The organism is Streptomyces globisporus (assembly GCF_003501885.1).
Lineage (GTDB): Bacteria > Actinomycetota > Actinomycetes > Streptomycetales > Streptomycetaceae > Streptomyces > Streptomyces globisporus_D.
Window position 1 is genome coordinate 1 of the sequence record NZ_QWFA01000097.1, and the last position, 22,089, is coordinate 22,089.

Annotated in this window: 11 protein-coding genes; 5 read left to right on the plus strand and 6 right to left on the minus strand. The window is 73.8% G+C overall.

Annotated elements, in window-relative coordinates; all coding sequences use genetic code 11:
* Positions 1 to 1,068 (minus strand): serine/threonine-protein kinase (locus D3105_RS18965; protein ID WP_133305691.1); only part of this gene is annotated, 1,068 nt, incomplete at its 3' end.
* A gap of 145 nt (positions 1,069 to 1,213) precedes the next feature.
* The gene (locus tag D3105_RS18970; protein WP_118904324.1) at positions 1,214 to 2,896 is read right to left on the minus strand and encodes a serine/threonine-protein kinase; all 1,683 of its coding nucleotides are present in this window, start codon (positions 2,894 to 2,896) and stop codon (positions 1,214 to 1,216) included.
* Between the two features lie 492 nt (positions 2,897 to 3,388).
* On the opposite strand from D3105_RS18970, the gene D3105_RS18975 reads away from it, so the two are divergent.
* From D3105_RS18975 to D3105_RS18995, 5 genes are all read left to right on the plus strand, one after another.
* The gene (locus tag D3105_RS18975) at positions 3,389 to 7,285 is read left to right on the plus strand and encodes an FHA domain-containing protein (protein ID WP_118904325.1); all 3,897 of its coding nucleotides are present in this window, start codon (positions 3,389 to 3,391) and stop codon (positions 7,283 to 7,285) included.
* Positions 7,286 to 7,491: 206 nt separating this feature from the next.
* Positions 7,492 to 8,856 (plus strand): ABC transporter substrate-binding protein, encoded by a 1,365-nt coding sequence (locus tag D3105_RS18980; RefSeq protein ID WP_118904326.1) that lies wholly within the window; start codon positions 7,492 to 7,494, stop codon positions 8,854 to 8,856.
* A 100-nt stretch (positions 8,857 to 8,956) separates the two neighbouring features.
* Positions 8,957 to 10,243, plus strand: a complete 1,287-nt coding sequence (locus tag D3105_RS18985) for a carbohydrate ABC transporter permease (protein WP_118904332.1) — start codon at positions 8,957 to 8,959, stop codon at positions 10,241 to 10,243.
* Positions 10,240 to 11,181 (plus strand): carbohydrate ABC transporter permease, encoded by a 942-nt coding sequence (locus D3105_RS18990; RefSeq protein ID WP_118904327.1) that lies wholly within the window; start codon positions 10,240 to 10,242, stop codon positions 11,179 to 11,181. Before D3105_RS18985 ends, D3105_RS18990 begins: the two co-directional genes overlap by 4 nt.
* Positions 11,182 to 11,385: 204 nt before the next feature.
* Positions 11,386 to 13,614 (plus strand): bifunctional glycosyltransferase/CDP-glycerol:glycerophosphate glycerophosphotransferase, encoded by a 2,229-nt coding sequence (locus D3105_RS18995; protein ID WP_118904328.1) that lies wholly within the window; start codon positions 11,386 to 11,388, stop codon positions 13,612 to 13,614.
* Positions 13,615 to 13,660: 46 nt separating this feature from the next.
* Here D3105_RS18995 and D3105_RS19000 read toward each other — a convergent pair whose 3' ends face one another.
* The 4 genes from D3105_RS19000 to D3105_RS19015 form a co-directional block, all read right to left on the minus strand.
* The gene (locus D3105_RS19000; protein WP_118904329.1) at positions 13,661 to 14,803 is read right to left on the minus strand and encodes a glycosyltransferase; all 1,143 of its coding nucleotides are present in this window, start codon (positions 14,801 to 14,803) and stop codon (positions 13,661 to 13,663) included.
* Complete coding sequence (locus D3105_RS19005; protein ID WP_118904330.1) at positions 14,800 to 17,664, minus strand: bifunctional glycosyltransferase/CDP-glycerol:glycerophosphate glycerophosphotransferase; 2,865 nt, start codon at positions 17,662 to 17,664, stop codon at positions 14,800 to 14,802. Before D3105_RS19005 ends, D3105_RS19000 begins: the two co-directional genes overlap by 4 nt.
* Positions 17,661 to 21,134: a bifunctional glycosyltransferase/CDP-glycerol:glycerophosphate glycerophosphotransferase gene (locus D3105_RS19010; RefSeq protein WP_118904331.1), complete on the minus strand. Its 3,474-nt coding sequence runs from the start codon at positions 21,132 to 21,134 to the stop codon at positions 17,661 to 17,663. Before D3105_RS19010 ends, D3105_RS19005 begins: the two co-directional genes overlap by 4 nt.
* A 217-nt stretch (positions 21,135 to 21,351) precedes the next feature.
* Positions 21,352 to 22,089, minus strand: a 738-nt coding sequence (locus D3105_RS19015) for a TylF/MycF/NovP-related O-methyltransferase (protein ID WP_118904333.1), incomplete at its 5' end; no start/stop codon positions are given.

Genomic DNA, 22,089 nt, shown 5'->3' on the forward strand with positions numbered 1-22,089 from the left:
GGGCTTTCCGGGGGCGCGAGGGGCGCGGGCCGTGCCGAGGGGGCCGCCCGCCAGCTCGTCCGGGGCCGGGACGCGCATGCTCGTGTGGGTGTCCCGGTTGGAGTCGGGGGCGGAGCCGGGCACCAGCGGGACCGCGCCGCGACGGCGGGGCTCGTCGGCGGCCGGGGTGTACTGCTGCTCGTCGTAGCCCGGGGCCTGCTCGCTCTCCTCCGGACCCGGCTCGTCCACCTCCAGCGGCGGTATCCCCGCCAGCAGGGGCAGCAGATCGCGCAGCCGTACGGCCAGCTCCGAGGCGCGCAGCCGGGATGCGGGGGCCTTGGCCAGGCACTGGACGAGGAGCTGCCAGAGCTCCTCGGGGATGCCGGGGAGCGGCACGACGGTCTCGGTGACGTGCCGGCGCAGGACCGCGCCGGGGTGGCCGCCGCCGAAGGGCGTGAACCCGGCGAGCAGCTCGTACAGCACGGTCGCCAGGGCGTAGATGTCGACGGCGGCGCGCGGCGGGAGGCCCTCGACGATCTCGGGGGCCAGATAGTCCGGCGTACCGATGATCTTCGTGGCCTTGGTGCGGCGCGGGGTGTCGATCAGCTTGGCCACGCCGAAGTCGGTGAGCAGAGCGGGGTGGGCGCCGCCGGGGCCGAGCGGGCCCTCCATGTCGAGCAGGATGTTCTCGGGCTTGACGTCCCGGTGGACGATCTGGGCCTTGTGCGCGGCGGCCAGCCCGTCGGCGACGTCCGCGATGATCGCGACGGCGGCCTCGGGGGCGAGGCGTCGCTCGCGGTCCAGGCGGGTGCGCAGGTCGGTGCCGCGTACGAGAGTCATGACCAGCGCCAGGTCGTTGCCGTCCACGACGAGGTCCCGGACGGCGACCACGTGCGGGTGATCGAGTCCGAGCAGGGCGGTGCGCTCCTGCACGAAGCGGCCCACGAGCTCCTGGTCGGACGCGAGGTCCTCACGGAGCAGCTTGATGGCGACCGGGCCCTCGGGCCCTTCGCCGAGCCATACCGTGCCGGCGCTGCCGCGCCCCAGGATCTGGTGGGCCGTGTACCGGCTGCCGATATTCCGTGCCAAGACTGCTCCCTCAGCGGCTGGCGGTGGGCCCCCGGTCGACAAAGTTACGCGGCGTTCGGGGTGTCACGCGCCCAGGATGGCACCGACCTCGGCTTCTCCGGGCGGAATGGGCCCGGAGAAGTCGACAAAGAGACAGTTTTGCAGGTCAGGCGCCGCCCGAGCCTCCGGCACTGTCGCCGAGCTTGGAGAACCAGTCGGTGACCGTTCCGATCGCGTCGCCGATCGCTTCCCAGTAGCCCTTGCCCTGGGCGACCCAGTCCTGGAGCGGGGTCAGCTCCCAGATCAGCCAGCCGGCGACGACCAGGAGCACCAGGGTGAACAGACAGCCCTTGAGGCAGCCCAGTCCGGGGATGCGCATCGGGTTGGCGCTGCGCTGCCGCGGGGGCCGCGGCTCGCGCGGCGGACGGGCCGCCGGCTGCTGGGGCTGCTGCGGCTGCGGGGGCGCGTACTGCTGCCGCTGGGGCTGCTGCGGCTGCTGGTAGCGCTGCGGTTGCTGCTGCTGTTGGTACGGGTACTGCTGCTGGAGCGGCTGCTGCCTGCGCTGCGCGGGCTGCTGCTGCCGCTGGGGCGGCTGCTGCGGCGGCTGCTGGCGCTGGGGGCGGCGGCGCAGCGGGTCCTGGCTCGGGTCCAGGTACTGCACCTGGGTCTGCTCGTTGCGGTCGCGGGCCGCCTGGAGCTGCGACTGCCAGGGGTGCGGGCCGTCCGGCTGCGGCGGCCCGTCGGGGCGCTGCGGCACGGGCGGCATGACGGCGGTCGGGTCGGCGTGGCCCTGGTTGCCGCCCGGGCCCTGGCCCTGGCCCCCGGGGCCGGTCTGCGGGAGCACGCTGGTGGCCGCGGCGGGGTCGTAGGAGCCCGCGTTGCTCGGCAGCACCTGCGTGGGGTCGGCCGCGCCCGGGGTGTCCGGGACGGCCGTTGGCGCCGGGTCGGGGGCGAGCAGGGCGCCCACCCCTTCGGCGGCGGCGATCTGGGCGGAGTTCGCGTGGACGCCGATGCCGGAGGCGACCGTACGCAGACCTCGGGCCAGGTTCTCGGCGCTGGGCCGCTGGTCCGGGTCCTTGCGCAGGCAGCGCTCGATGACCGTCCACAGCGGGTCGGGGACGGTGGAGGGTCGGCGGGGCTCCTCGCTGAGGTGCCGGTGCAGGACTTCGAGGGCGGTGCCGCCGGCGAACGGCGGACGGCCGGTGACCAGCTCGTACAGCAGGATGCCCGCGCCGTAGATGTCCACGGCGGAGGTCTGCGGGCGGCCCTCGGCGGACTCCGGCGCCACATAGGCGGGCGTGCCGACGAACTCGTGGGTCCGGGTCAGCCCCGGGGAGTCGGCGAGCCGCGCGATGCCGAAGTCGGTGAGCATCGGGGTCATGCCGCCGTCGCGCTCGTCGAGCAGCACGTTGGCGGGCTTGAGATCGCGGTGGACGACGCCGTCGGCGTGGCTGGCGGCGAGCGCGTCCGCGATCTGCGCGGTGAGCAGGGCGGCGGCGACCGGGGTGAGCGGGCCGTTCTCGCGGAGGTAGCGGTGCAGGTCGGGGCCGTCGATCAGGTCCATCACGAGGGCGAGGAGATCGCCCTCGACGACGAGGTCCCGGGTGCGCACGATGTTCGGGTGCGTGAGCCGCAGCAGGACCGAGCGCTCCCGGAGGAACCGCATCACCACGTCGGCGTCGTTGGCCAGCTCCTCCTTGAGGACCTTGATGGCCACGGTCTCGCCGGGCTGACCCGCGACGGCTGCCTCGGCGCCCGCGGTCTCCCGCTGGCGGGCTCGCCAGACGGTGCCCGTGGCACCGCGCCCGAGCGGCTCCTCCAGGAGGTACTTGCTGCCTACAGGCCGCACGTCATGCGCTCCCTGCTGATCGTGGTGCTTGCGGACCCCAGGGGGTGTCGTGCCGCCGGGCCCGCCCGAATGTTCCGGCCCACTGTAATGCCGCCGAACGGGGCACCGGGGGCTCACGTTTCGAGGGAAGACGCGGAGACCCGGCGGAAGGTTGCCGCACAGCTGATCACAGGCCGGTCGGACGTTCGGTGATCCGGTGCGGTTTCCGCCCGGCGGGCGGCGGACAACTCCCGGGAAACCCCTCCGAGCGGCGGGATCCGGACGCAAGCAGGCACTTTTGCGCCCACAGCCGACCATTCAAGATCATTTAAAGGTGACCGCCGGGCGTGTTGTCAGTGGCAGGTGCGAGGATGCCTCCAGCACGGATCTGCGGGCTCGGAGTCCCGCGGTCCGTGACGACCTGTACGGACGACGTGTCCGTGCCGGGTGGGGGGGAACCACAGGGCGTTTCCCCTGCCGGGCACCCCCGCGCAGAAGGGACCGCTGACGGCGATGCAGATCCGGCTGACCGTCCTCGCGCCGCGCAGCGGCCAGACCCCGGCGCGCTCCTGCGACGTGCTCGTGACCGCCCCCGCCGGGACGGCGCTGGCCGCCGTCGCCTCCCAGCTGGCCGCCGCCGTATCGGGGCCCGAGAGCTCCCAGAGCGGCGGGGCGGTCGTGCTCTTCGCCGGGCGGGAGCGGCTGGACGGGCACCGCATCGCGCTGGGTGAGCCGCCGCTGGTGGACGGCGCGGTCCTCTCGCTCCAGGTCCCCGGCGACGACGAGGCGACGGACGACGCCGTTCCGGCCCAGCTCCACGTGGTCGCCGGCCCCGACGCGGGCGGCGTCCATCTGCTGCACGGCGGGCAGATCCGGATCGGCCGCTCCGCCGACGCGGACGTCCCGCTCGACGACCCGGACGTCTCCCGGCTGCACTGCGCGGTGACGGTCTCCGACGACGGCCGGGTCTCGGTCGCCGACCTCGGTTCGACGAACGGCACCTCGCTGGACGGCGTCGAGGTCCGCGAGCGGCCCGTCCGCCTCGCCCCCGGCGCGCTGCTGCGGCTCGGCGAATCCACGCTCCGCCTCACCTCGGGCTCCCGTCCGGCGACGCTGCCGACCGCCCCGGACGGCGAGGGGCACCTGCGGGTGACCCGCGCCGAGACGGGGGCCGCCGCCGCTGGCACCGGTGCGCCGTTCGCCGGGGCCACCCCCGATCACGGCGGCCAGGTGTACGGCGCGCCCGCGCCCTCTTCGTTCGCCTCCTCCGGGGCGTACGGGGACCCGGAGCCGTCCCCCGACGAGGCCTCCTGGCCGGAGGGCGCCGAGGCCGGGCCAGGCACGTATGCGGGCGGCGCCCACGTCCGCGGCGAGGAGGCCGCCGAGGCCCCGGCGCCCCGGCGGGGCATAGGAGCCTGGGCGAGACGGCTCAAGGGCGGCGCGAAGGGCGAGCCGGCAGCGGGCCCGGAGACCGGGGAGCGGGCCGACGCGTACGGGCCCGCCCGTACGCCGGCCGGTCCGGGCGCCCGGGCGGCGTACGGATCGGCGTCGTACGGAACCGGGGCATACGACTCCGGGGCCCAGGGGGCAGGCGCGCAGGGATCCTCCGCGTACGGAGCTGACGCGTACGGCTCCGGGGCGCGCGGGTCCGGAGCCGGCGGGCCCGGTTCCGGCGGGCGTGGCTCGGCTTCGGGTTCCTCCGGCGGGCGCGGGTCCGGAGCAGGGTCCTCCGGTGTGCCGGGCGGGTCCGGCGGCCCGGGCTGGTCGGCCGATCCGGTCGGCGGGCCGTCCGGGGCAGGGCACCTCGCCTCACCGTCCTCCCCCGGCTCCCCTTTCTCCGCGCTGCCCTCCGCCCCCGAGGGCACCTGGCCGGACCCCGCGGCCGTGCTGCTGACCGCGCTCGGCCCGGGGCCACGGCTCTGGGAGCGCCACCCGCGCCACCCGGAGGCCCTGGTGGTGCGGCTCGGCACGACCGACCGGGCCGAGGTGCCCTCCGTGCCGGTGACCGTGGGGCTGCGGGAGGCCGGTTCGCTCGGGCTCGCCGGTCCGCGTGCCCGGCTGGCGGGGCTGGCCCGCGCGACGGTGGCGCAGCTCGCCGCGCTGCACTCCCCGTTCGACCTGGAAATCGTCCTGATCTCCACGGACCGCTCCCGCACGCTGGAGGAGCGGCGGCGCGAGTGGTCCTGGCTGGGGTGGCTGCCGCATCTGCGCCCGACGCACGGGCAGGACTGCCGGCTGCTCCTCGCGTACGACCGTGAGCAGGCGGAGGTCCGTGCGGCCGAGCTGGTGCGCCGTCTCGACGAGGGCCCTCTCGGTCCCGGCTGGCCGCATCTGGACCGGGCCGCGGTGGCCGAGGCCGCCCGCGCCCACACGGGCCCGCACACGGTGGTCGTCCTGGACGGCGACCCGGGTACGGCGTTCCTGCGCGAGACCACGGCACGGCTGGCCGGGGCGGGCGCGGCCGCCGGGATCCACCTGATCTGCCTGGCCGAGACCCCGGCCGCCTCCCCCACCTCGCCGGTGGCCGCGACGTACGAGGCCGCCTGCCGCAGCTCCATCGCCTTCCGGGAGTGCGGGGCCGTCGCGATGCTGAGCGGCGACGTCGCCACGGCGTTGCGCCTGCTGCGTACGGCGGGCGGACAGGCCGCCGGGCACGGGACGGTGGCCGCGGTGGACGCGGTGTCGGCGGCCTGGGCCGAGCGGTTCGGGAGGGCGCTCGCGCCGCTGCGCGAGGAGGGTTCGGCCGCGCTGGCGGGTCGACCGACGACCGCGGCGCTGCCGCCGTCCGCCCGGCTGCTGGACGAGCTGGGGCTGGCCCGCGCCACTCCGGCGTCGCTGATGGCCCGCTGGGCGTCCACGGCGGAGGCCCAGCCGGGCGCTTCGGCACCCCGGGCAGCCGCTGCTCCTCAGCCCCGCGCCGACCTGGACAGCCCCAACTCCGGGCGCACCCTCAGCGCGGGCCCGCGCGTCGGCCCCCAGCGCACGGCGGCCTCCTCGCACCACGACTCCGGCCGCACGCCGTACCCGGCCGCGGGCGCCCCCGACCCGGACCGCACCCCGTATCCGCCGCTGGACTCCCGGGACTCAGGCCGTACGCCGTACCCCCCGCTGGACACCCGCGACTCCGGCCGCACCCCGTACCCCTCGCCGGACTCCCGCGACTCCGGCCGCACCCCGTATCCACCCCTGGACACCCGCGACTCCGAGCGCACGCCCTACCTGGGCGCCCAGCGCACCGGACCGGGGCGCGGCTCCGGCTCCGGGGCCGGCCCCGAAGCCCGGGAGCGGGGCGACGCCACCACCCCGGCGTCCGGCTCCGGCTCCGGCGGGGCGGCCCCCGCCCACACCGGCCGCCCCGTCCTCGTGCTCGGGGCGGGCCCCCGCGGCCCCCTCGGCGTCGATCTCGCCGACGAGGGCCCGCATCTGCTGATCGAGGGGCCCCCGGGCAGCGGCCGCACGGAGCTGCTCCGGGCCGTCGCCGCCTCGCTCGCCTCCGCGGCCCGGCCCGACCGGCTCGGCATCCTCCTCGTCGACGGCTCCGGCGGCGAACAGGGCGAGCGCGGCGAGGGCCTGCTCCCCTGTACGGAGCTGCCGCATGTCTTCTCCCACCTCGTGGCGTCCGACCCGGTCCGGATGCGGGAGTTCGCGCAGGCCCTGGGCGGCGAGCTGAAGCGGCGCGCCGAGCTGCTCGGCGAGCTGGACTTCGCGACCTGGCACGAGCGGCACGGGGAGCAGCAGGCCCAGCAGGAGGCCGCCCCCCGCATCGTGGGCCAGCGGCCGCCGAGCGGTGCCGAGCGCCGGGGCGACCTGGACTCCCCGGCCAGCGGCACGCTGCGGCTGCGCCCGGCAGCCGCCCGGTCCGCGGACCCGGGCCCGTCCCCGCTGCCCCGCCTCGTCGTCCTCGCCGACGACTTCGACGCGCTGGTCGCCCCGGCGCTCGGCTCCCCCGGCCGGCCCGCCGCCGGTTCGGTGGTGCGGGCGCTGGAGGCCGTGGCCCGGGACGGCGGACGGCTCGGGGTGCATCTGGTCGCCACCTCCGCGCGCCCCGACCGTACCGAGGACACCGAGCTGGCCCGTGGCGCCCGGCTGCGCATCGTGCTGGACGCCCCGGTGCTGCCGCCGTCCCCGGACGAACCGGCCCCGGGCCGGGGCAGGCTGGGGCATCCGGACGGCCGGGTGACGCCGTTCCAGGGCGGCAGGGTCACCGGCCGCATTCCGCGCACGGCGACGCTCCGTCCGACGGTGGTCCCGCTGGAGTGGGAGCGGATGGGCGATCCGCCGACCCGGCGCCCGGTCCGGGAGCTGGGCAACGGGCCGACCGACCTCGCGCTGCTCGCCAGCGCCCTGGAGCGCGCGGCCCGCTCGGTGAACGCCGAACGGCTGCCCGCACTGGTGCCGTTCACCACCTGACGCCGCCCCCGGGACAACCGCTCCTACCCCTGCCCGGCCCCGCTTCCGACATGCCCTGACTTGACGTCACGAGGCGATCACGATCAGCGCGTTGGGGCCTCCGGCGGTACTGCGGGGCCCGTGCCCCGGGCGTAGGATTGTGCGCACGGACGACGTGGTCCGGGCATGCGACGTGACCGGGCGCGCAGGGAAGAAACGGGGCAGGAATGCGCACAACCTTCTCGATACGCAGGGCCGCAGTCGTGTTCGCGGCGGTCGGCGCTCTGGCGCTCACCGGGTGCGGGGGCGACGGCGACGGCAAGAAGAAGTCGGGCGACGACTCCGGCAAGGGCACGGAGAGCGCGTCCACGGTCGACCTGCCGAAGCTGGACGGGGAGAAGGTCTCCGTCGCCGCGGTCTGGACCGGGCCCGAGCAGGCCAACTTCACCAAGGTGCTGGACGAGTTCGAGAGGCGTACGGGCGCGGACGTCACGTTCGTCCCGGCGCAGGACCCGATCATCAACTTCCTGGGTACCAAGATCGCGGGCAAGCAGCCGCCGGACGTGGCGATGATCCCGCAGGTCGGTGCGATCCAGCAGGCGGCCGCGAAGAAGTGGGCCAAGCCGGTCGGACCCGAGGCGCGGGCCCAGCTCGGCCAGAACTACGCCCAGGTCTGGCAGGACCTCGGCGCGGTCGACGGCACCCAGTACGGGGTGTATTTCAAGGCCGCCAACAAGTCCCTGATCTGGTACAACGCCGCCGCGTTCGACAACGCGGGGGCGAGCGAGCCGAAGACCTGGAAGGACTTCCTGACCACCGCCGAGACGGTGGGCGCCTCCGGCGTCACCCCGGTCTCGGTGGGCGGCGCGGACGGCTGGACGCTGACCGACTGGTTCGAGAACGTCTACCTCTCGCAGGCCGGACCGGAGAAGTACGACCAGCTGGCCCAGCACGAGATCCCGTGGACCGACCCGTCCGTGAAGGACGCGCTGACCACGCTGGCCGAGCTGTTCGGGAAGCCGGAGCTGATCGCGGGCGGTGCGGACGGGGCGCTCCAGACGGAGTTCCCGGCCTCCGTGACCCAGACCTTCACCGGGGGCGACCAGCCCAAGGGCGCGATGGTCTTCGAGGGTGACTTCGTCGCCATCAACATCGCGCAGACCGAGGCGAAGATCGGTACGGACGCCAAGGTGTTCCCGTTCCCGGCGGTCGGCGCGGACTCGCCCGTGGTGACCGGCGGCGACGCGGCGGTGGCGCTGAAGGACAGCAAGGGCGCGCAGGCGCTGCTGACCTGGCTGGCGTCGGCGGACGCGGCGAAGATCTGGGCCGAGGCGGGCGGGTTCATCTCCCCGAACAAGGGCCTGGACCTGAAGGCGTACCCGAACGAGGTGCAGCGCACGATGGCGCAGGCGCTGATCGACGCGGGCGACGACGTCCGGTTCGACATGTCCGACCAGGCCCCGCAGTCGTTCGGCGGGACGCCCGGGGCGGGCGAGTGGAAGATTCTCCAGGATTTTCTGAAGAATCCGAAGGACATCGCGGGGACCCAGAAAGAGCTGGAGTCCGAAGCGGTCAAGGCGTACAAGAGCTGACGGCGTGACGACAGCGACCGCGGGGGGCGCCGGTGCGGCACCCCCCGCCGACGACACGAGTCCGCGCCCGTCCCCCGACCCGAAGAAGCCCGGCCGCAGCGTGACCGGCACCCGCAGGGTCGTCGCGGCGGTGTTCCTGCTGCCCGCGCTGGTGCTGCTGGGCGCGCTGGTGCTCTATCCGATCGGGTATTCGGTCTACCGGTCGTTCTTCGACCAGGCCGGTACGGGCTTCGCCGGGTTCGACAACTACGAGGCGCTGTTCACCGACGACACGATCCTCACGGCGGTGAAGAACAACGCGATCTGGGTGGTCTTCGCCCCGACGGTCGCCACCGCGCTGGGGCTGATCTTCGCGGTGCTGACCGAACGGATCCGCTGGGGCACGGCGTTCAAGCTGATCGTCTTCATGCCGATGGCGATCTCGATGCTGGCGGCGGGCATCATCTTCCGGCTGGTGTACGACCAGGCTCCCGAGCGCGGGGTCGCCAACGCGGTGGCGGTGAGCGTGCACGACACGTTCAACGAGTCCGCGGGCTACCCGAAGGCGCGCCCGCTGCCGGTCCACCCCCTGGAGAAGGCGGCCGGCGGGACGTATCTCTCCAAGGAGCCGATCCGGGCGGGGCAGCCGCTGCGGGTGCCGCTGGTCGGTGTGGCCCCGGCGAAGATGCCGGGCGACGCACGGCCGGCCGAGGGCTCTCCCGCGGCCTCCGGGGACAAGATCTCCGGCACGGCCTGGCTGGACTTCACCCGGGGCGGCGGCGGAAAGCCGAACGTCGTCGACCCGAAGGAGCTGGGGCTCAAGGGCCTGAAGGTCGAGGCGGTGAGGGACGGCAAGGTCGTCGCCACCGCGACAGCGGGAGCGGACGGGGTGTTCACCCTGCCCGCCTCGGCGGACGGGGCCCAACTTCGCCTGCCCGCCGATAACTTCCGCGAGCCGTACAACGGCGTCGACTGGCTCGGCCCGTCCCTCGTGACGCCCGGGATCATCGGCAGTTACGTGTGGATGTGGGCCGGGTTCGCGATGGTGCTGATCGCCGCCGGTCTTGCCGGACTGCCGCGCGAGCTGCTGGAGGCGGCCCGGGTGGACGGGGCCAACGAGTGGCAGGTCTTCCGCCGGATCACGGTGCCGATGCTGGCGCCGGTGCTGGCGGTGGTCCTGGTGACGCTGATGATCAACGTGCTGAAGGTCTTCGACCTGGTGTTCATCATCGCGCCGGGCTCCTCCCAGGACGACGCGAACGTCCTGGCGCTCCAGCTGTACCGGTCCTCGTTCGGCACGGACGCGGACCTGGGGATCGGCAGCGCGATCGCGGTGCTTCTGCTGCTGCTGGTGATCCCGGTGATGCTGGTCAACATCCGCCGGATCCGGAAGGAGGGACGGCGATGAGCAGCGCACCGGACGTGAACACCGCCCGCATCGGCCGCCAGAGGGCGGTCGCCCGGAAGCCGGGCGCCCCTGAAGCGCCCGAGGCGAAGCTGTCCCTCGGGGCCAGGATCGCCGCCCGCGCGGGCGGCGGGGTGATGCGGGTCTTCCTGGTCCTGGTCGCCCTGTTCTGGCTGATGCCCACGATCGGTCTGCTGCTGTCCTCGCTGCGCGGTCCGCGGGACATCGCGGCGACCGGCTGGTGGAAGATCTTCACCGCCCCGTCCGAGCTGACCTTCGAGAACTACCAGCGGCTGCTGGACAATTCGACGATCACCGGCTCGCTCGGCAGCACGATCATGATCACCGTGCCCTCCACGGTGCTGGTCGTGCTGATCGGGTCGTTCGCCGGATACGCCTTCGCCTGGATGGAGTTCCCCGGCCGGGACTGGCTGTTCCTGCTGGTCGTCGGGTTGCTCGTGGTGCCGGTGCAGGTCGCGCTGATCCCGGTCTCCGAACTGTTCGGCACCATCGGGATCTTCGAGACGACGCTCGGGGTGGTGCTGTTCCACACGGCGTTCGGCCTGCCGTTCGCGATCTTCCTGCTGCGGAACTTCTTCGCGGAGATCCCCCGCGAACTGCTGGAGGCCGCCCGGCTCGACGGGGCGGGCGAGATCCGGCTCTTCACCCGGGTCGTGATGCCGCTGGGCGGTCCGGCGATCGCCTCGCTCGGGATCTTCCAGTTCCTGTGGGTGTGGAACGACATGCTGGTCGCGCTGATCTTCGCGGACTCCGAGTCGCCGCCGATCACCGTGGCACTCCAGCAGCAGGTACGCCAGTTCGGCAACAACATCGACGTGCTCGCGCCCGGCGCGTTCGTGTCGATGGTGATCCCGCTGGCGGTGTTCTTCGCCTTCCAGCGGCAGTTCGTCTCCGGCGTGATGGCGGGCGCGGTCAAGTAGCCCGCACCGCACGGCCGTACGCCCTCGAAGGCGCGCCGCCGAAAACGTACGGCTGTACGTCAACACGGAGCGGCCCGGTTCCCCGGAACCGGGCCGCTTCGGCGTCCGGGTCCCCCGATTGCCACGTCCGGCGTAACCCTGTCATTCCATCCGACGTTTGCGCTCTGCCTGGATTTCCGCAAACGATCGACCCATGGATGTGTAGTGCCCCGGTTCTCCGTCATCGTGCCCGCATTCCGGGTCCAGGCGTATCTGCACGCGTGTCTGGATTCCGTGCTGGCCCAGTCCTTCAAGGACTACGAGGTCATCGTGGTCGACGACTGCTCCCCCGACGCCTGCGGACCGATCGCCGACGAGTACGCCCGCCGGGACCACCGCGTCACCGCACTGCACCTCCCCCGCAACATCGGCCTCGGCCCGGCCCGCAACGCCGGGATGGGCCGCGCGGCCGGCGACTACCTGATCTTCCTCGACGGTGACGACACCCTCCTGCCGGACGCCCTCCAGGCCATCGCCGACCGGATCGACACGACCGGCGAGCCCGACGTCCTGATGTACGACTACGCCCGTACGTACTGGACGGGCCGCAGCGTCCGCAACATCCTGGCCGCCCATCTCGACGAGAGCGGCCCCGAGCGCTTCCGCCTCACCGACCGCCCCGAGCTGCTGCAACTCCTCATGGTCGTCTGGAACAAGGCGTACCGCCGCGCGTTCGTCGAGGCCGAGGGGTTCACCTTCCCGCCCGGCTACTACGAGGACACCCCCTGGACCTACCCGGTCCTGATGGCGGCCGATTCCATCGCGGTGCTCGACGCGGTCTGCGTCTCCTACCGGCAGCGGCGGCGCGGCAACATCCTCTCCACCACCAGCGAGAAGCACTTCGACGTCTTCGACCAGTACGACCGGGTCTTCGCGTTCATCGACTCCCGCCCCGAACTCGCCCCGTGGCGCCCGGTGATATTCCGCCGCATGCTGGACCACTTCTCGGCGCTGTTCGCCTCCCGGGACCGGCTGCCGCTGCACAGCCGCGCCGCGTTCTTCCGCCGGGCCACCGCCTCCTGCCGCCGCTATCACTCCCCCGGCGCCCCGGCCCCTCGCCGCGCACTGCTGCGACACGGTCTGATGCACCTCGGCGCGCGGCGCACCTACCGGGCCCTGTCGGAGGCCCAGCGCCTCGGCGGCCGGCTGCGGAAAGGAGCGGCGGCCCTGCGCCGGGCGGTGCGGGGCGCTGCGCTGCGGGCGCACTACCGGATCCAGTTGCGGCTGCCGCTGCGCACCCGGGACGCGGTGTTCACCGCCGGGGGCGGCGGGTACGCGGGCAGCCCGGCGGCGATCGAGGCGAAGGTCCGCGAGCTGGTCCCGGGGCTGCGGACGGCCTGGATCTGCCGTCCCGTCGACGCCCACACCGTGCCGACCGGCACCCGGCATCTCGCGCCCGGCACCTTCGCCCACCGGACGGCCCTGGCCCGCTCGGCCTATCTGGTGAACGACGGCTCCTTCGACCGGGGGCTGGTCAAGCGGCGGGGCCAGATCCTGCTGCAGACGCACGAGGGCACGCCGCTGCGGACCGTGGGTACCGATCTGCTGGACCGGCCCGCCGCCGCCCGGGGCACGGACTTCGACGAGCTGCTGCGCCAGGTCGACACCTGGGACTTCTCCCTCTCGGCCAACCCGCACTCCACCCTCGTACGGGAACGGGCCTATCCGTCCGCGTACACGACGCTGGAGTACGGCTCACCGCGCAATGACGTCTACCACCGCACCGGCCCGGCCGATGTGGGGCGGCTGCGCGAGACGCTGGGCATCCCGGAGGGGGCCGTCGCCCTGCTGTACGCCCCCGTCCCCCGCGACTACCGGCGCTTCCAGCGGCCCTTGCTGGACCTGGAGCGGCTGGTCCGGGTCCTGGGCCCGCAGTTCGTGATCCTCGCCCGGGCGCCGCGTCCCGCCGGTCCCGGCGGCAGGGGCCGGGCGCCGCATCCCCGGATCATCGACGTGAGCGCCCACCGCTCCGTGGAGACGCTGGCGCTCGCCTCGGACGCCCTGCTCACCGACTACGCCTCGCTGATGTTCGACTACGTCAACCTGGACCGCCCTGTGGTGCTGCACCTGGACGACATCCAGGCGTACGAGGCGGCCCGGGGCACGTACTTCGACATCACGGCGTTCCCGCCCGGCGTCGTCGCCCGGAGCCAGGACGAGCTGTTCGACATCTTCGCCACGGACCACTGGCGGGGCTCCCGCTCGGCGCAGCTGCGGGCCGCGTTCCGGGCCCGGTTCTGTCCGTACGACGACGGGTACGCCGCCGAGCGGGTGGTGCGGCGGGTCTTCCTCGGGGAGACGGACGGGCTGCCGCTGCCGGTGCCGTTCTCGGCCCGCCGGACGCCCGCGGCCCTGCCCTCGCAGGACGGGGCCGGGGCGACCGTCGGAGGCTGACCCGGCCCGTACGACCGGGGTCGGCTCGGCGTTTCAGGAACTCCGCTCAGCGCTCCAGGAACGCGAACAGCTCCTCCCAGCGGCGCAGGGTCTCCGGTTCGGAGAACCGCTGGACGCCGGAGCGGGCGCGCGCGCCCATCGCGTCGCGCAGCCGGGGATTGCCGGTGAGTCGGAGCAGCCGGTCGGCGAGGGCGGCGACGTCCCCGGCGGGTGCGAGGAGCCCGTCCTCGCCGTCCCGGACGATCTCGCGGACCCCGGGCGCGCAGTCGAAGGCGGCACACGGCACGCCGCTGGCCATCGCCTCCAGCAACGCGAGCGGGAAGCCCTCGCCGCGGGAGGACTGGACGAAGACGGAGGCGTCCGCGAGGGCCCGCTCCACGTCGTCGGTGCGGCCCATCCACTCCACGGAGCCGTCGAGGCCGAGGCCCGTGCACTGTGCCTTCAGCGCGGCCTCGTCCTCGCCCGCCCCGTACACGCGCAGCCGCCAGTCGGGGCGGGCGGGGGCGACCATGGCCCAGGTGTCCAAAAGCAGGTCGATGCCCTTCTGGTCGCTGAGCCGGCCGATGCTGGCGACGGTCTTCGCGGTGCGCGGGGAGGGCACGAGCGGGAGGCGGGAAAGGGCGTTGGGCAGGAAGCCGACGTTGTTCATGCCGTCCCCGGCCCACCGGTCGGCGTCCTCCTCGGTCAGGACGAGCCAGTGGTCGAGGTCCTTGTAGTGGTTCTTGATCCAGCGGTAGCGGTGGCTCGCGCGGGAGTAGTCGTAGGACTCGTGGCTCATCCCGATGACCCGCAGCCCGGTGGTGTCGGCCTCCCCGACCCACTCCATCGCCCAGACCTGGGTGACGATGACGACCGCGCCGGGCCGGGCGGTGGCGAAGAGCTCCGAGAGCCGTCCGACGGCCTGCTTCTTGGCGGCGGCCCGGGCGGCCTCCTTGCGCCGGGTGGGGATCCGGAAGCGGTCGCGGACGCCGTGGGGCGTCCAGGGGGTCGGGGGGTGTGCGGGATAGAGGGCGGTGACGGGGTGGTCGGGCTGCCGGGGCAGCGTCATCTTGAGGTCGGAGGCGTGGATGCCGACGGTGTGGACCCGGTGGCCCTGGCCCGCGAAGAGGCGGGCCATCTGGTGCATCCAGCCGGTGACGCCGCCGAGTTCGTCGGTGCTGTTGGAGACGATGAAGATGTCGCGGCTCATCGGCCGGCCCCCCGGTCTTGGTCAGTGGTCTGGCGGACGCCCCGGGAGGCGGTGGGCCCGAAGACGGCGGCGACGGCGGCGCGGGCCGCGTCGCCCTGGTCGTAGGAGCCGAACCGCTCGGCGAAGGACCGGCGTTGATCGGCGTACCGGATGTCGGACTCCTTCAGTTCCGCGAGGGCGGCGAACAGCTCGTCCTGAGTCTCGGCCACCGGCCCCGGGGCCTGTTCCCGCAGGTCGAAGTAGCTGCCGCGGTCCGCCGCGTACGTCTCCAGGTCGGGGGCGAACAGCACGACGGGCCGGTCGAGGAGGGCGAAGTCGAACATGATGGAGGAGTAGTCGGTCACCAGCACATCGGTGATCGTGAGGAGTTCGCTGACGTCGTGGTGGCGGGAGACGTCGACGACGGTGCCGGGCGGGCAGACCGGCAGCCGGGCCGACTCCAAGTAGTGGGCCCGCACGAGCAGGGTGTGGGTGTCGCCGAACCGCTCCGCGAACTCCCGTACGTCCAGCAGGAGTCGGCTCCTTCGCTGCTTTCCGGGGCCGCCCCGGAACGTCGGGGCGTACAGCACGGTCTTCTTGTGGTCGTCGAGCCCGAGCGCCCCGGCGAGCGGCGGGCGCGGCAGCCTTCCCTCGGCCTCGGCCCGGGTGCGCTCCGCGATCAGGGCGTCGTTGCGCGGGTAGCCCGTGCGCAGGAGCCTCTCCTCGGGCAGCCGGTAGGCGCGGGCGAGGGTGGTCACGTCGTGCTCGGAGCGGACGAGGAAGTGGTCGAAGCGGTCGACGGCCTGCTGGAGCCGTTCGCGCTGCGGGGCGTTCTGGAGCCGTACGCGGGTCTCGTCGAAGCCCATCCGTTTGTACGCGGAGCCGTGCCAGGTCTGGAGGTACGTGGTGCGGTCGGGCTTGCGCAGATGCTGCGGGAAGCCCTGGTTGTCGACCCAGTACTCGGCGCGGGCCAGCGCCCACAGGTAGCGCCAGGACCAGCGGCGCACGAGGCGGGCGTCCTCGGGGAATCCGGCCGGGGACGGGTCGTAGGACCAGGTGGCGTGGAGCTTCAGGCCCTGGCGGCGGATCTCCTCGTACAGGGAGCGCGGGCTGTCGCCGTAGCAGGTGCCCATGTGGCTCTCGAAGACCACGGAGCCCCGGCGCACGGGGAGGCGGGTGAGCCAGGTGTTGTAGACGGGGGCCTTGAAACCTCGGGAGCGGTATCGGTCGAGGCGCTTGCGCAGGGCGCGGACGAGGAGCTTGGCCTTGCGGGCGGGCCGGAAGCGGGTGGCGTAGCGGACCAGGCGGTGCGCGGTGCGGGCCGGGCGGCGGCGGGCGGCCAGCCGGAGCGCGAAGTGGTCCTTGACGGTGATGTAGGGCTCCCAGGTGTCCCCGGCGAGCCGCCCGAGCCGGGGCCGCGCGGCGAAGCGGACCGCCCCGGCCACCTGGTCCTGCGGGGCGAACAGGTCGCTGACGGACCGGACCCCGTCGGCCTCCACGATCAGCCGCGCGTCCCACGCCGTGTCGCGGACGCCGACGGGGCGCAGGCGGCGCGAGACGTCGGCCCGCGCGCGCCAGGTGATTCCGTCCCCGTCGCGCCGGACCACCTCGGCCGGGAACGCGACGGCGCGCGCCCCGCCCCGGGCCCGGAACTCCAGGGTGGCGGTAAGGGAAGCGCCGGGGTCGGGCCCGGTGGGCCCGGGCAGCACGAGACGGCCTTCGAGGAGCAGGCGGCCGTGGTCGGCGGCGGCGCAGCGGGTGAGCCTGTTCATCAGCCGCATCTCGCCGAACCGGCGGTACTGGTGGCCGAGTTCGGTGATGTCGGCAACGGGCTCCCCGTCCTCCCCGACCCAGCCGACCCGGCCGTCCGCACCCGTTGTCAGCGGTGCGCACACGGTGGCGGGCCGGCTCAGCGCGTAGGCCGCGGCCAGGATCCCCTCGGCATCACCCCGGCCCAGCAGGGTCACGGCGACCCGCTCCGGCGGCGGCAGGTCCGGCGGGACGGGCCCGGTCAGCGCGCGGGCGGCAGCGGCGGCGACCCGGTCGCGGCGGACGGCGGGCAGAGCGGGGAAGGAGCGGACCAGCGGCACCAGATGGTCCCGGTGGAACGCCTTCTCCCGCTCCTCGCGCAGCTCGGGCAGCCCGCGGGCAACGAGGGTGTTGGCGACACGGCGGTGCGCCTCGACCAGGGCGACGAGGTCGCGGGCCCGGTCGGGAACGGCCCGGCCGGTCACGACGAGCCGGCGGACCAGGGCGATCCGGCCGACCGACGCGGCGGCGAGCGGGCCGAACAGGATCTCGCCGTGCGCCAGATCCTCCTCGTACCGCAGCCCGTGCCGCCGGGCGGCCTCGCGGCGAAGACAGAATCCGGTCACCAGCGCGTCCCGGACGACGAGTTGGGGGGCCTCGGTGAAGCGGGTGAGGGTGCGGGAGCGGGCGAACAGCTCCCCCTGCCAGGACGGTTCCCGCTCCTTGCCGCTCTCGTCGGTGATCCGGCTCCAGCGGCCGGCGATCAGATCGGCGCGGCTGGTCTCGCCCGCCTGCCAGAGGTTGCGGCAGGCGTGCTTCTGAAGCCGCTCGCCGCTGCCGAGGACCAGGACGTACCGGCCGGTCGCCGCGTCGAGACCCGCGTTGCGCAGGGCCCCGGTGGTGCGGGCGGCCGGGTCGGCGTGGACGAGGCGGACCCGTTCGGGGGCGCGGGCGGCGAGGGCGCGGGCGGCGGCGCGGACGGCCGGGTCGGCGGCGGAGGCGAGGACGACGAGGGCCTCGGCGGCGCGCATCGACTGGCCGAGGACTGACTCCACGGAGGCGCGCAGGGCGTCGGCCCCGCCGGGGCCCTCGCCGTCCCCGCCACCGGTGATCACACAGCTGAAGTCGCTCATGCCTGCTCCCCCTCGGCAGCCCGGTCGCTTTTCAGCATCCGGTCCACGACCCGGGCGGCGGCGGTCCCGTCGTCGAGGTCGCAGAACGCCTCCCGGAACTGCTCGTACGCCTCCCGGTGTTCGGCGGTAGCCGCGTCCGGGTCACGGAGCGCGGCCACGATCCCGGCGGAGTCGGGGATCAGAGGGCCGGGGGCGCGGTGCTCGAAGTCGAAGCAGAAACCGCGCAGGGTGTCGCGGTAGTGGGCCAGGTCGTAGGTGTGGAAGAGCATCGGGCGGCCGGTCTGCGCGAAGTCGAACATGATCGAGGAGTAGTCGGTGACCAACACATCACTGATCAACATGAGTTCGGCGACGTCCGGGTGGCGGGAGACGTCCCGGACGAAGTCGGTGTCGGGCACGCTGCCGCCGACGAGGTAGTGCCGCCGGACCAGCAGGACGTGGTCGTCGCCAAGGGTCTCGCGGGCCTGCTCCAGGTCGAGATGGAGGTCGGGGGCGTACTTCCCGCCCACCCGGGGCTGGTCCTCGCGCCAGGTCGGGGCGTACAGGATCACCCGCCGCCCCTCGGGGATCGCGAGCCGCTCCCGTACGGCGGCGGCGACCTTGGCCCGGTCGGAGGCGTACAGCAGGTCGTTGCGTGGATAGCCGCACTCCAGGACCTCGCCGCCGTAGCCGAAGGCGCGGCGCAGGACGGGGGTGGAGAAGCTGTTCGGGGAGACGAGCACACTCCACTGGGCGGACCGGCGCTCCATGGACGCCATGTACGCGGCGTCGGCGTGCGAGCTTCCCGCGAGATCGCGGCCGATGCGCTTGAGGGGGGTGCCGTGCCAGGTCTGGACGACGCACTGGCCCTCCGCCCGCTCGAACCATTCGGGGAGGTGGGTGTTGGTGACGATCCAGCGGCTGCGGGCCAGCGCCTGATACCACTCGGCGCTGTGCAGGGCGACGGGCCTGACCCCGTCGGGCACGGCCGCCTGCTGGTCGCGGACGACCCACAGATGCTCGATGTCCCCGTCCCTGGAGGCGAGTTCGCGGTGGATGGCCCGGGGCGAGTCGGAGAACTGGCGGCCGTCGAAACTGGAGTAGAGGACGGCGGGGCGCGTCGCGGCCGGGGCGACGGCACGGACCACGGCGTACCGATCGCGCCGGGCTCGCTGGCCGTACGGCCCCCGGTCGGCGGCCGGGAGAGCGCTGCCGGACTCCAGGACGAGCCGGTCGTGGTAGCGCCGCTGGAGGATGAAATCCCTCCCGTTCCGATGCTGTTGGCGGGGAAGGGTGCTGTGCAGGGGGGTGCTGAGCCGGAGCGGCCGGTACGCCTCCGGGTCGCGCTCCCCCGGCGTGCGCAGGAAGGGGTACCAGCGCCCCTCGGCGAGCGGCAGCGCTCCGCCGGGACCTTCGACGGCGGCGGGTGTGATGACGGCCCGGAATTCGTCGCCCTCGCCCCGCTCCACCTCGACGACGACTTCCTCCTGGTGACCGCTGTGACGCAGGACGAGTTCATGGGCGGTGCCGGTGGGCTCGGAGAACGCCCCTTCGAGGACCAGATCGCCCGACCCTTCCCAGACGGCGGAGGTGACCACGGGCTGGACGGCCCGGTCGGTGAGGACGAGGTCGCCCGAGGGATTGGGGGCCACGTACACCTCGCGACCACCGGGCAGTGCGTAACGCCCGTCCGGACCGTCGGACCGGGCGGCGACGGTCAACGCCGCGCCATCACAGAGGAGTTGGACGCCCCAGACGTCGTCCTCCCCCCGGAACGCGCTGAGCGGGATGTCCGCCGCCCGGGAGCCGGGCGAGCCGCGCAGGGCGAACTCCCGGGTCTCCTTGGTGCGCCACTCGGTGAGCCGCAGCGCGACAGGACCGGAGTCGCCGAGGACCTTCACCTCCAGCCGGACGGTGTCCTCGACCGCCGACTGCCCGGTCAGGACGGCGGCGACGCGTTCGGTGCGCAGCTCCAGCTTGTTGCCGGACAGGACGGGGACGATACGGGTCCGCTCGTCGGTGTACGTCACGGCGGGCGGGGCCGGGGTGCCGACGAGCCGCATGGGCCCCCGGCGCGGCCGCCCCGCGCCGACGACGACGGCCTCCAGCTTCCACGTCGTACGGCCGCTCTTGGTGGTGAGCCTGCGCGGGTCGACGGTGGCGGTGAACCCGGCACGGTCGTACCGGTGCAGGGAGCGGCCGGACCGGGCAGTGGCCTCGTCCCCGCCGACGGGGCGCAGCCGCAACGGGATGAGCCGCTTCCCGGCCCGCAGCCAGCCGAGGCGCGGCGGGCCGCCGGGGGCGTTGCGCACATAGGCGTACCCGGTCAGACGCAGCAGCCCGTCCCGCCAGACGGCCTCGGTGAGGTGGGCGTGGACGGGCAGGTCGGCGGGGGTGAGCGCGGTCGCGGCGGGGGGCAACGGGTCGCGTACGGCGGGGTGGTGAGCGCGGAGGCGGAGCAGTCCGCGGACGTGGAAGGTGTCCCGGTCCTTCTTCTCGTCGGCGAGGAGGGCGAGGAGTTCGGGGAGCCGGCGCTCGCGGATGAGCTGCCACTTGACCCGCAGATGCAGGGGCAGCGAGGCGAAGACGTCGGGTTCGACGGTGGAGGCGAACGCGCCGGCGTGCTCCAGGAAGGCTTCGTGGAACTCCGCGTCGCCGTCCGGCAGGGCCTCGATGAACAGCCACAGGTCTCCGGAGAGGGCGTGGGCGTCGTAGCGGCGCTTGGCCTCGGCGGCGTCGGCCGCGCCTTCTTTCGTTGACCGCTCGGCGAGGAAGCCGCTGACGGTGGTGACGGCGGTGACCCGGTCGCGGATGCCCCGGGGGACGGCCCGCCGGGTGGTGATCGAGCCGTCGCGGTCGCGCCAGTGGTAGACGGGTTCCTCGACGACGTCGACGGAGCGGGCCAGGAAGTGGGCGGGAAGGACGACGGCGATGTCCTCGTAGAGCACGCCGGTCGGGAAGGCGAAGGCGTGCTCGTCCCAGAAGGCGCGGCGGAAGACCTTGTTGCAGGCGATGCGGTCGCCGAGCAGGATCCAGTCCCGGGTGACATGGGTGGCCGGGCGGGCCTTCTCCATCGGTTTGCGGAACATCGGGGACTGTTCGAGATCCCCGTTGGCCCGCAGCCGGAGGACGTTGCCGGTGGCGAAGTCGGAACCGGAGCGGTCGAGTTCGGCGAGCATCCGGGCGTACGCGCCGGGCGGGACGACGTCGTCGCTGTCGACGAACGTCAGGAACTCCGCGTCGGGATGGGCTTCCCGGGCCCCGGCGTTGCGGGCCGCGCCGAGCCCGGCGTTCGCCTGCCGGATCAGCCGGAAGCGGGGATCGCGTTCGGTGAACTCCTGGGCCAGCGCCGGGCCGTCGTCCGTGGAGCCGTCGTCGACGAGGACGACCTCCAGGTCGGGCATGGTCTGCTCGGCGAGCGAGGACAGGCAGGCACCGAGGTACTCCTCGACGTTGTACAGGGGGACGACGACGGTGAGACGGGGTGCCATCGCAGCGCACGATCCTTCCGGGGACTGGGGCTTCGGGGGGCGTGGAGGGCCCGCCGGGGGCCATGGGGTACAACCCGCGCCGTGGTCACCGGTCACCCGAGGGGGTCCGTTCGGGTGACGGGAGGGGCGGAATCGGGCGCCCGGGGGCGCACCGGTGACGCGTTCGAGCCCCGCACCGGGAGGGCACGGGGCTCGGCGTCGCCGCGAGGAATGCGGGTCAGGGCTTGACGGCGATCCGGCCCTCGTCCATGCGGAGCAGGAGGAGCCGCTCACCGGTCTTCTCCAGAAACTCGTCCACCGCCTGGCGGGATCCCTGCCAGTAGCCGTAGTCGTCGATCAGGAGGACGCCTCCCGGGACCAGCCGGTCGTACAGGTGCTCCAGTTCGTGCTTCGTGGAGGCGTACCAGTCGGTGTCCAGGCGCAGGATCGAGATCTGCTCCGGGGCCTGACCGGGGACGGTGTCCTCGACCCGGCCCTGCACGTAGTGCACGCGCTCCTTCGGGTACGGGACGCTCTCGAAGCCCGCCTTGACGTCCTCCAGGGACGCGACCGCCCAGATCGGCCGGTCCTTGCCCTGGGCGTCCAGCAGTTCCTGGGCCGGCCGGCCGTCGCGCCGCAGGTCCTCGGCGGTGGGCGGGGTCATCCCCTCGTACGTGTCGAAGAGGTACAGCCCGCGCTCGGTCTCCCCGACGGACAGCAGGGTCCGGGCGCACGCCTGCATCGAACCGCCGCGCCAGACACCGCACTCGACAATGTCGCCGGGGATGTTGTGCCGGGCGATGTACCGCGTGGCGAGGATGAAGGCGTTGAGCCGCTCCGGCGAGGTCATCGAGTACGGCTTGACCGCGCGGATGATGTCCTTCGCCTCGTCGTCGTAGTCCGCCGGGAACGCGAGGGCGGGCTTCTTCGCCTTGGGCTTCGGGGCGGGTGCGGGGGCCGCCGCGAAGCCCAAGGC

Excerpts from the sequence above, each read along its gene's own strand:
- D3105_RS18990 (WP_118904327.1), top strand. The coding sequence starts at position 10,240 with ATGAGCAGCGCACCGGACGTGAACACCGCCCGCATCGGCCGCCAGAGG.
- D3105_RS18980 (WP_118904326.1), top strand. The coding sequence starts at position 7,492 with ATGCGCACAACCTTCTCGATACGCAGGGCCGCAGTCGTGTTCGCGGCG.
- D3105_RS19005 (WP_118904330.1), bottom strand. The coding sequence starts at position 17,664 with ATGAGCGACTTCAGCTGTGTGATCACCGGTGGCGGGGACGGCGAGGGC.
- D3105_RS19010 (WP_118904331.1), bottom strand. The coding sequence starts at position 21,134 with ATGGCACCCCGTCTCACCGTCGTCGTCCCCCTGTACAACGTCGAGGAG.
- D3105_RS19000 (WP_118904329.1), bottom strand. The coding sequence starts at position 14,803 with ATGAGCCGCGACATCTTCATCGTCTCCAACAGCACCGACGAACTCGGC.
- D3105_RS18975 (WP_118904325.1), top strand. The coding sequence starts at position 3,389 with ATGCAGATCCGGCTGACCGTCCTCGCGCCGCGCAGCGGCCAGACCCCG.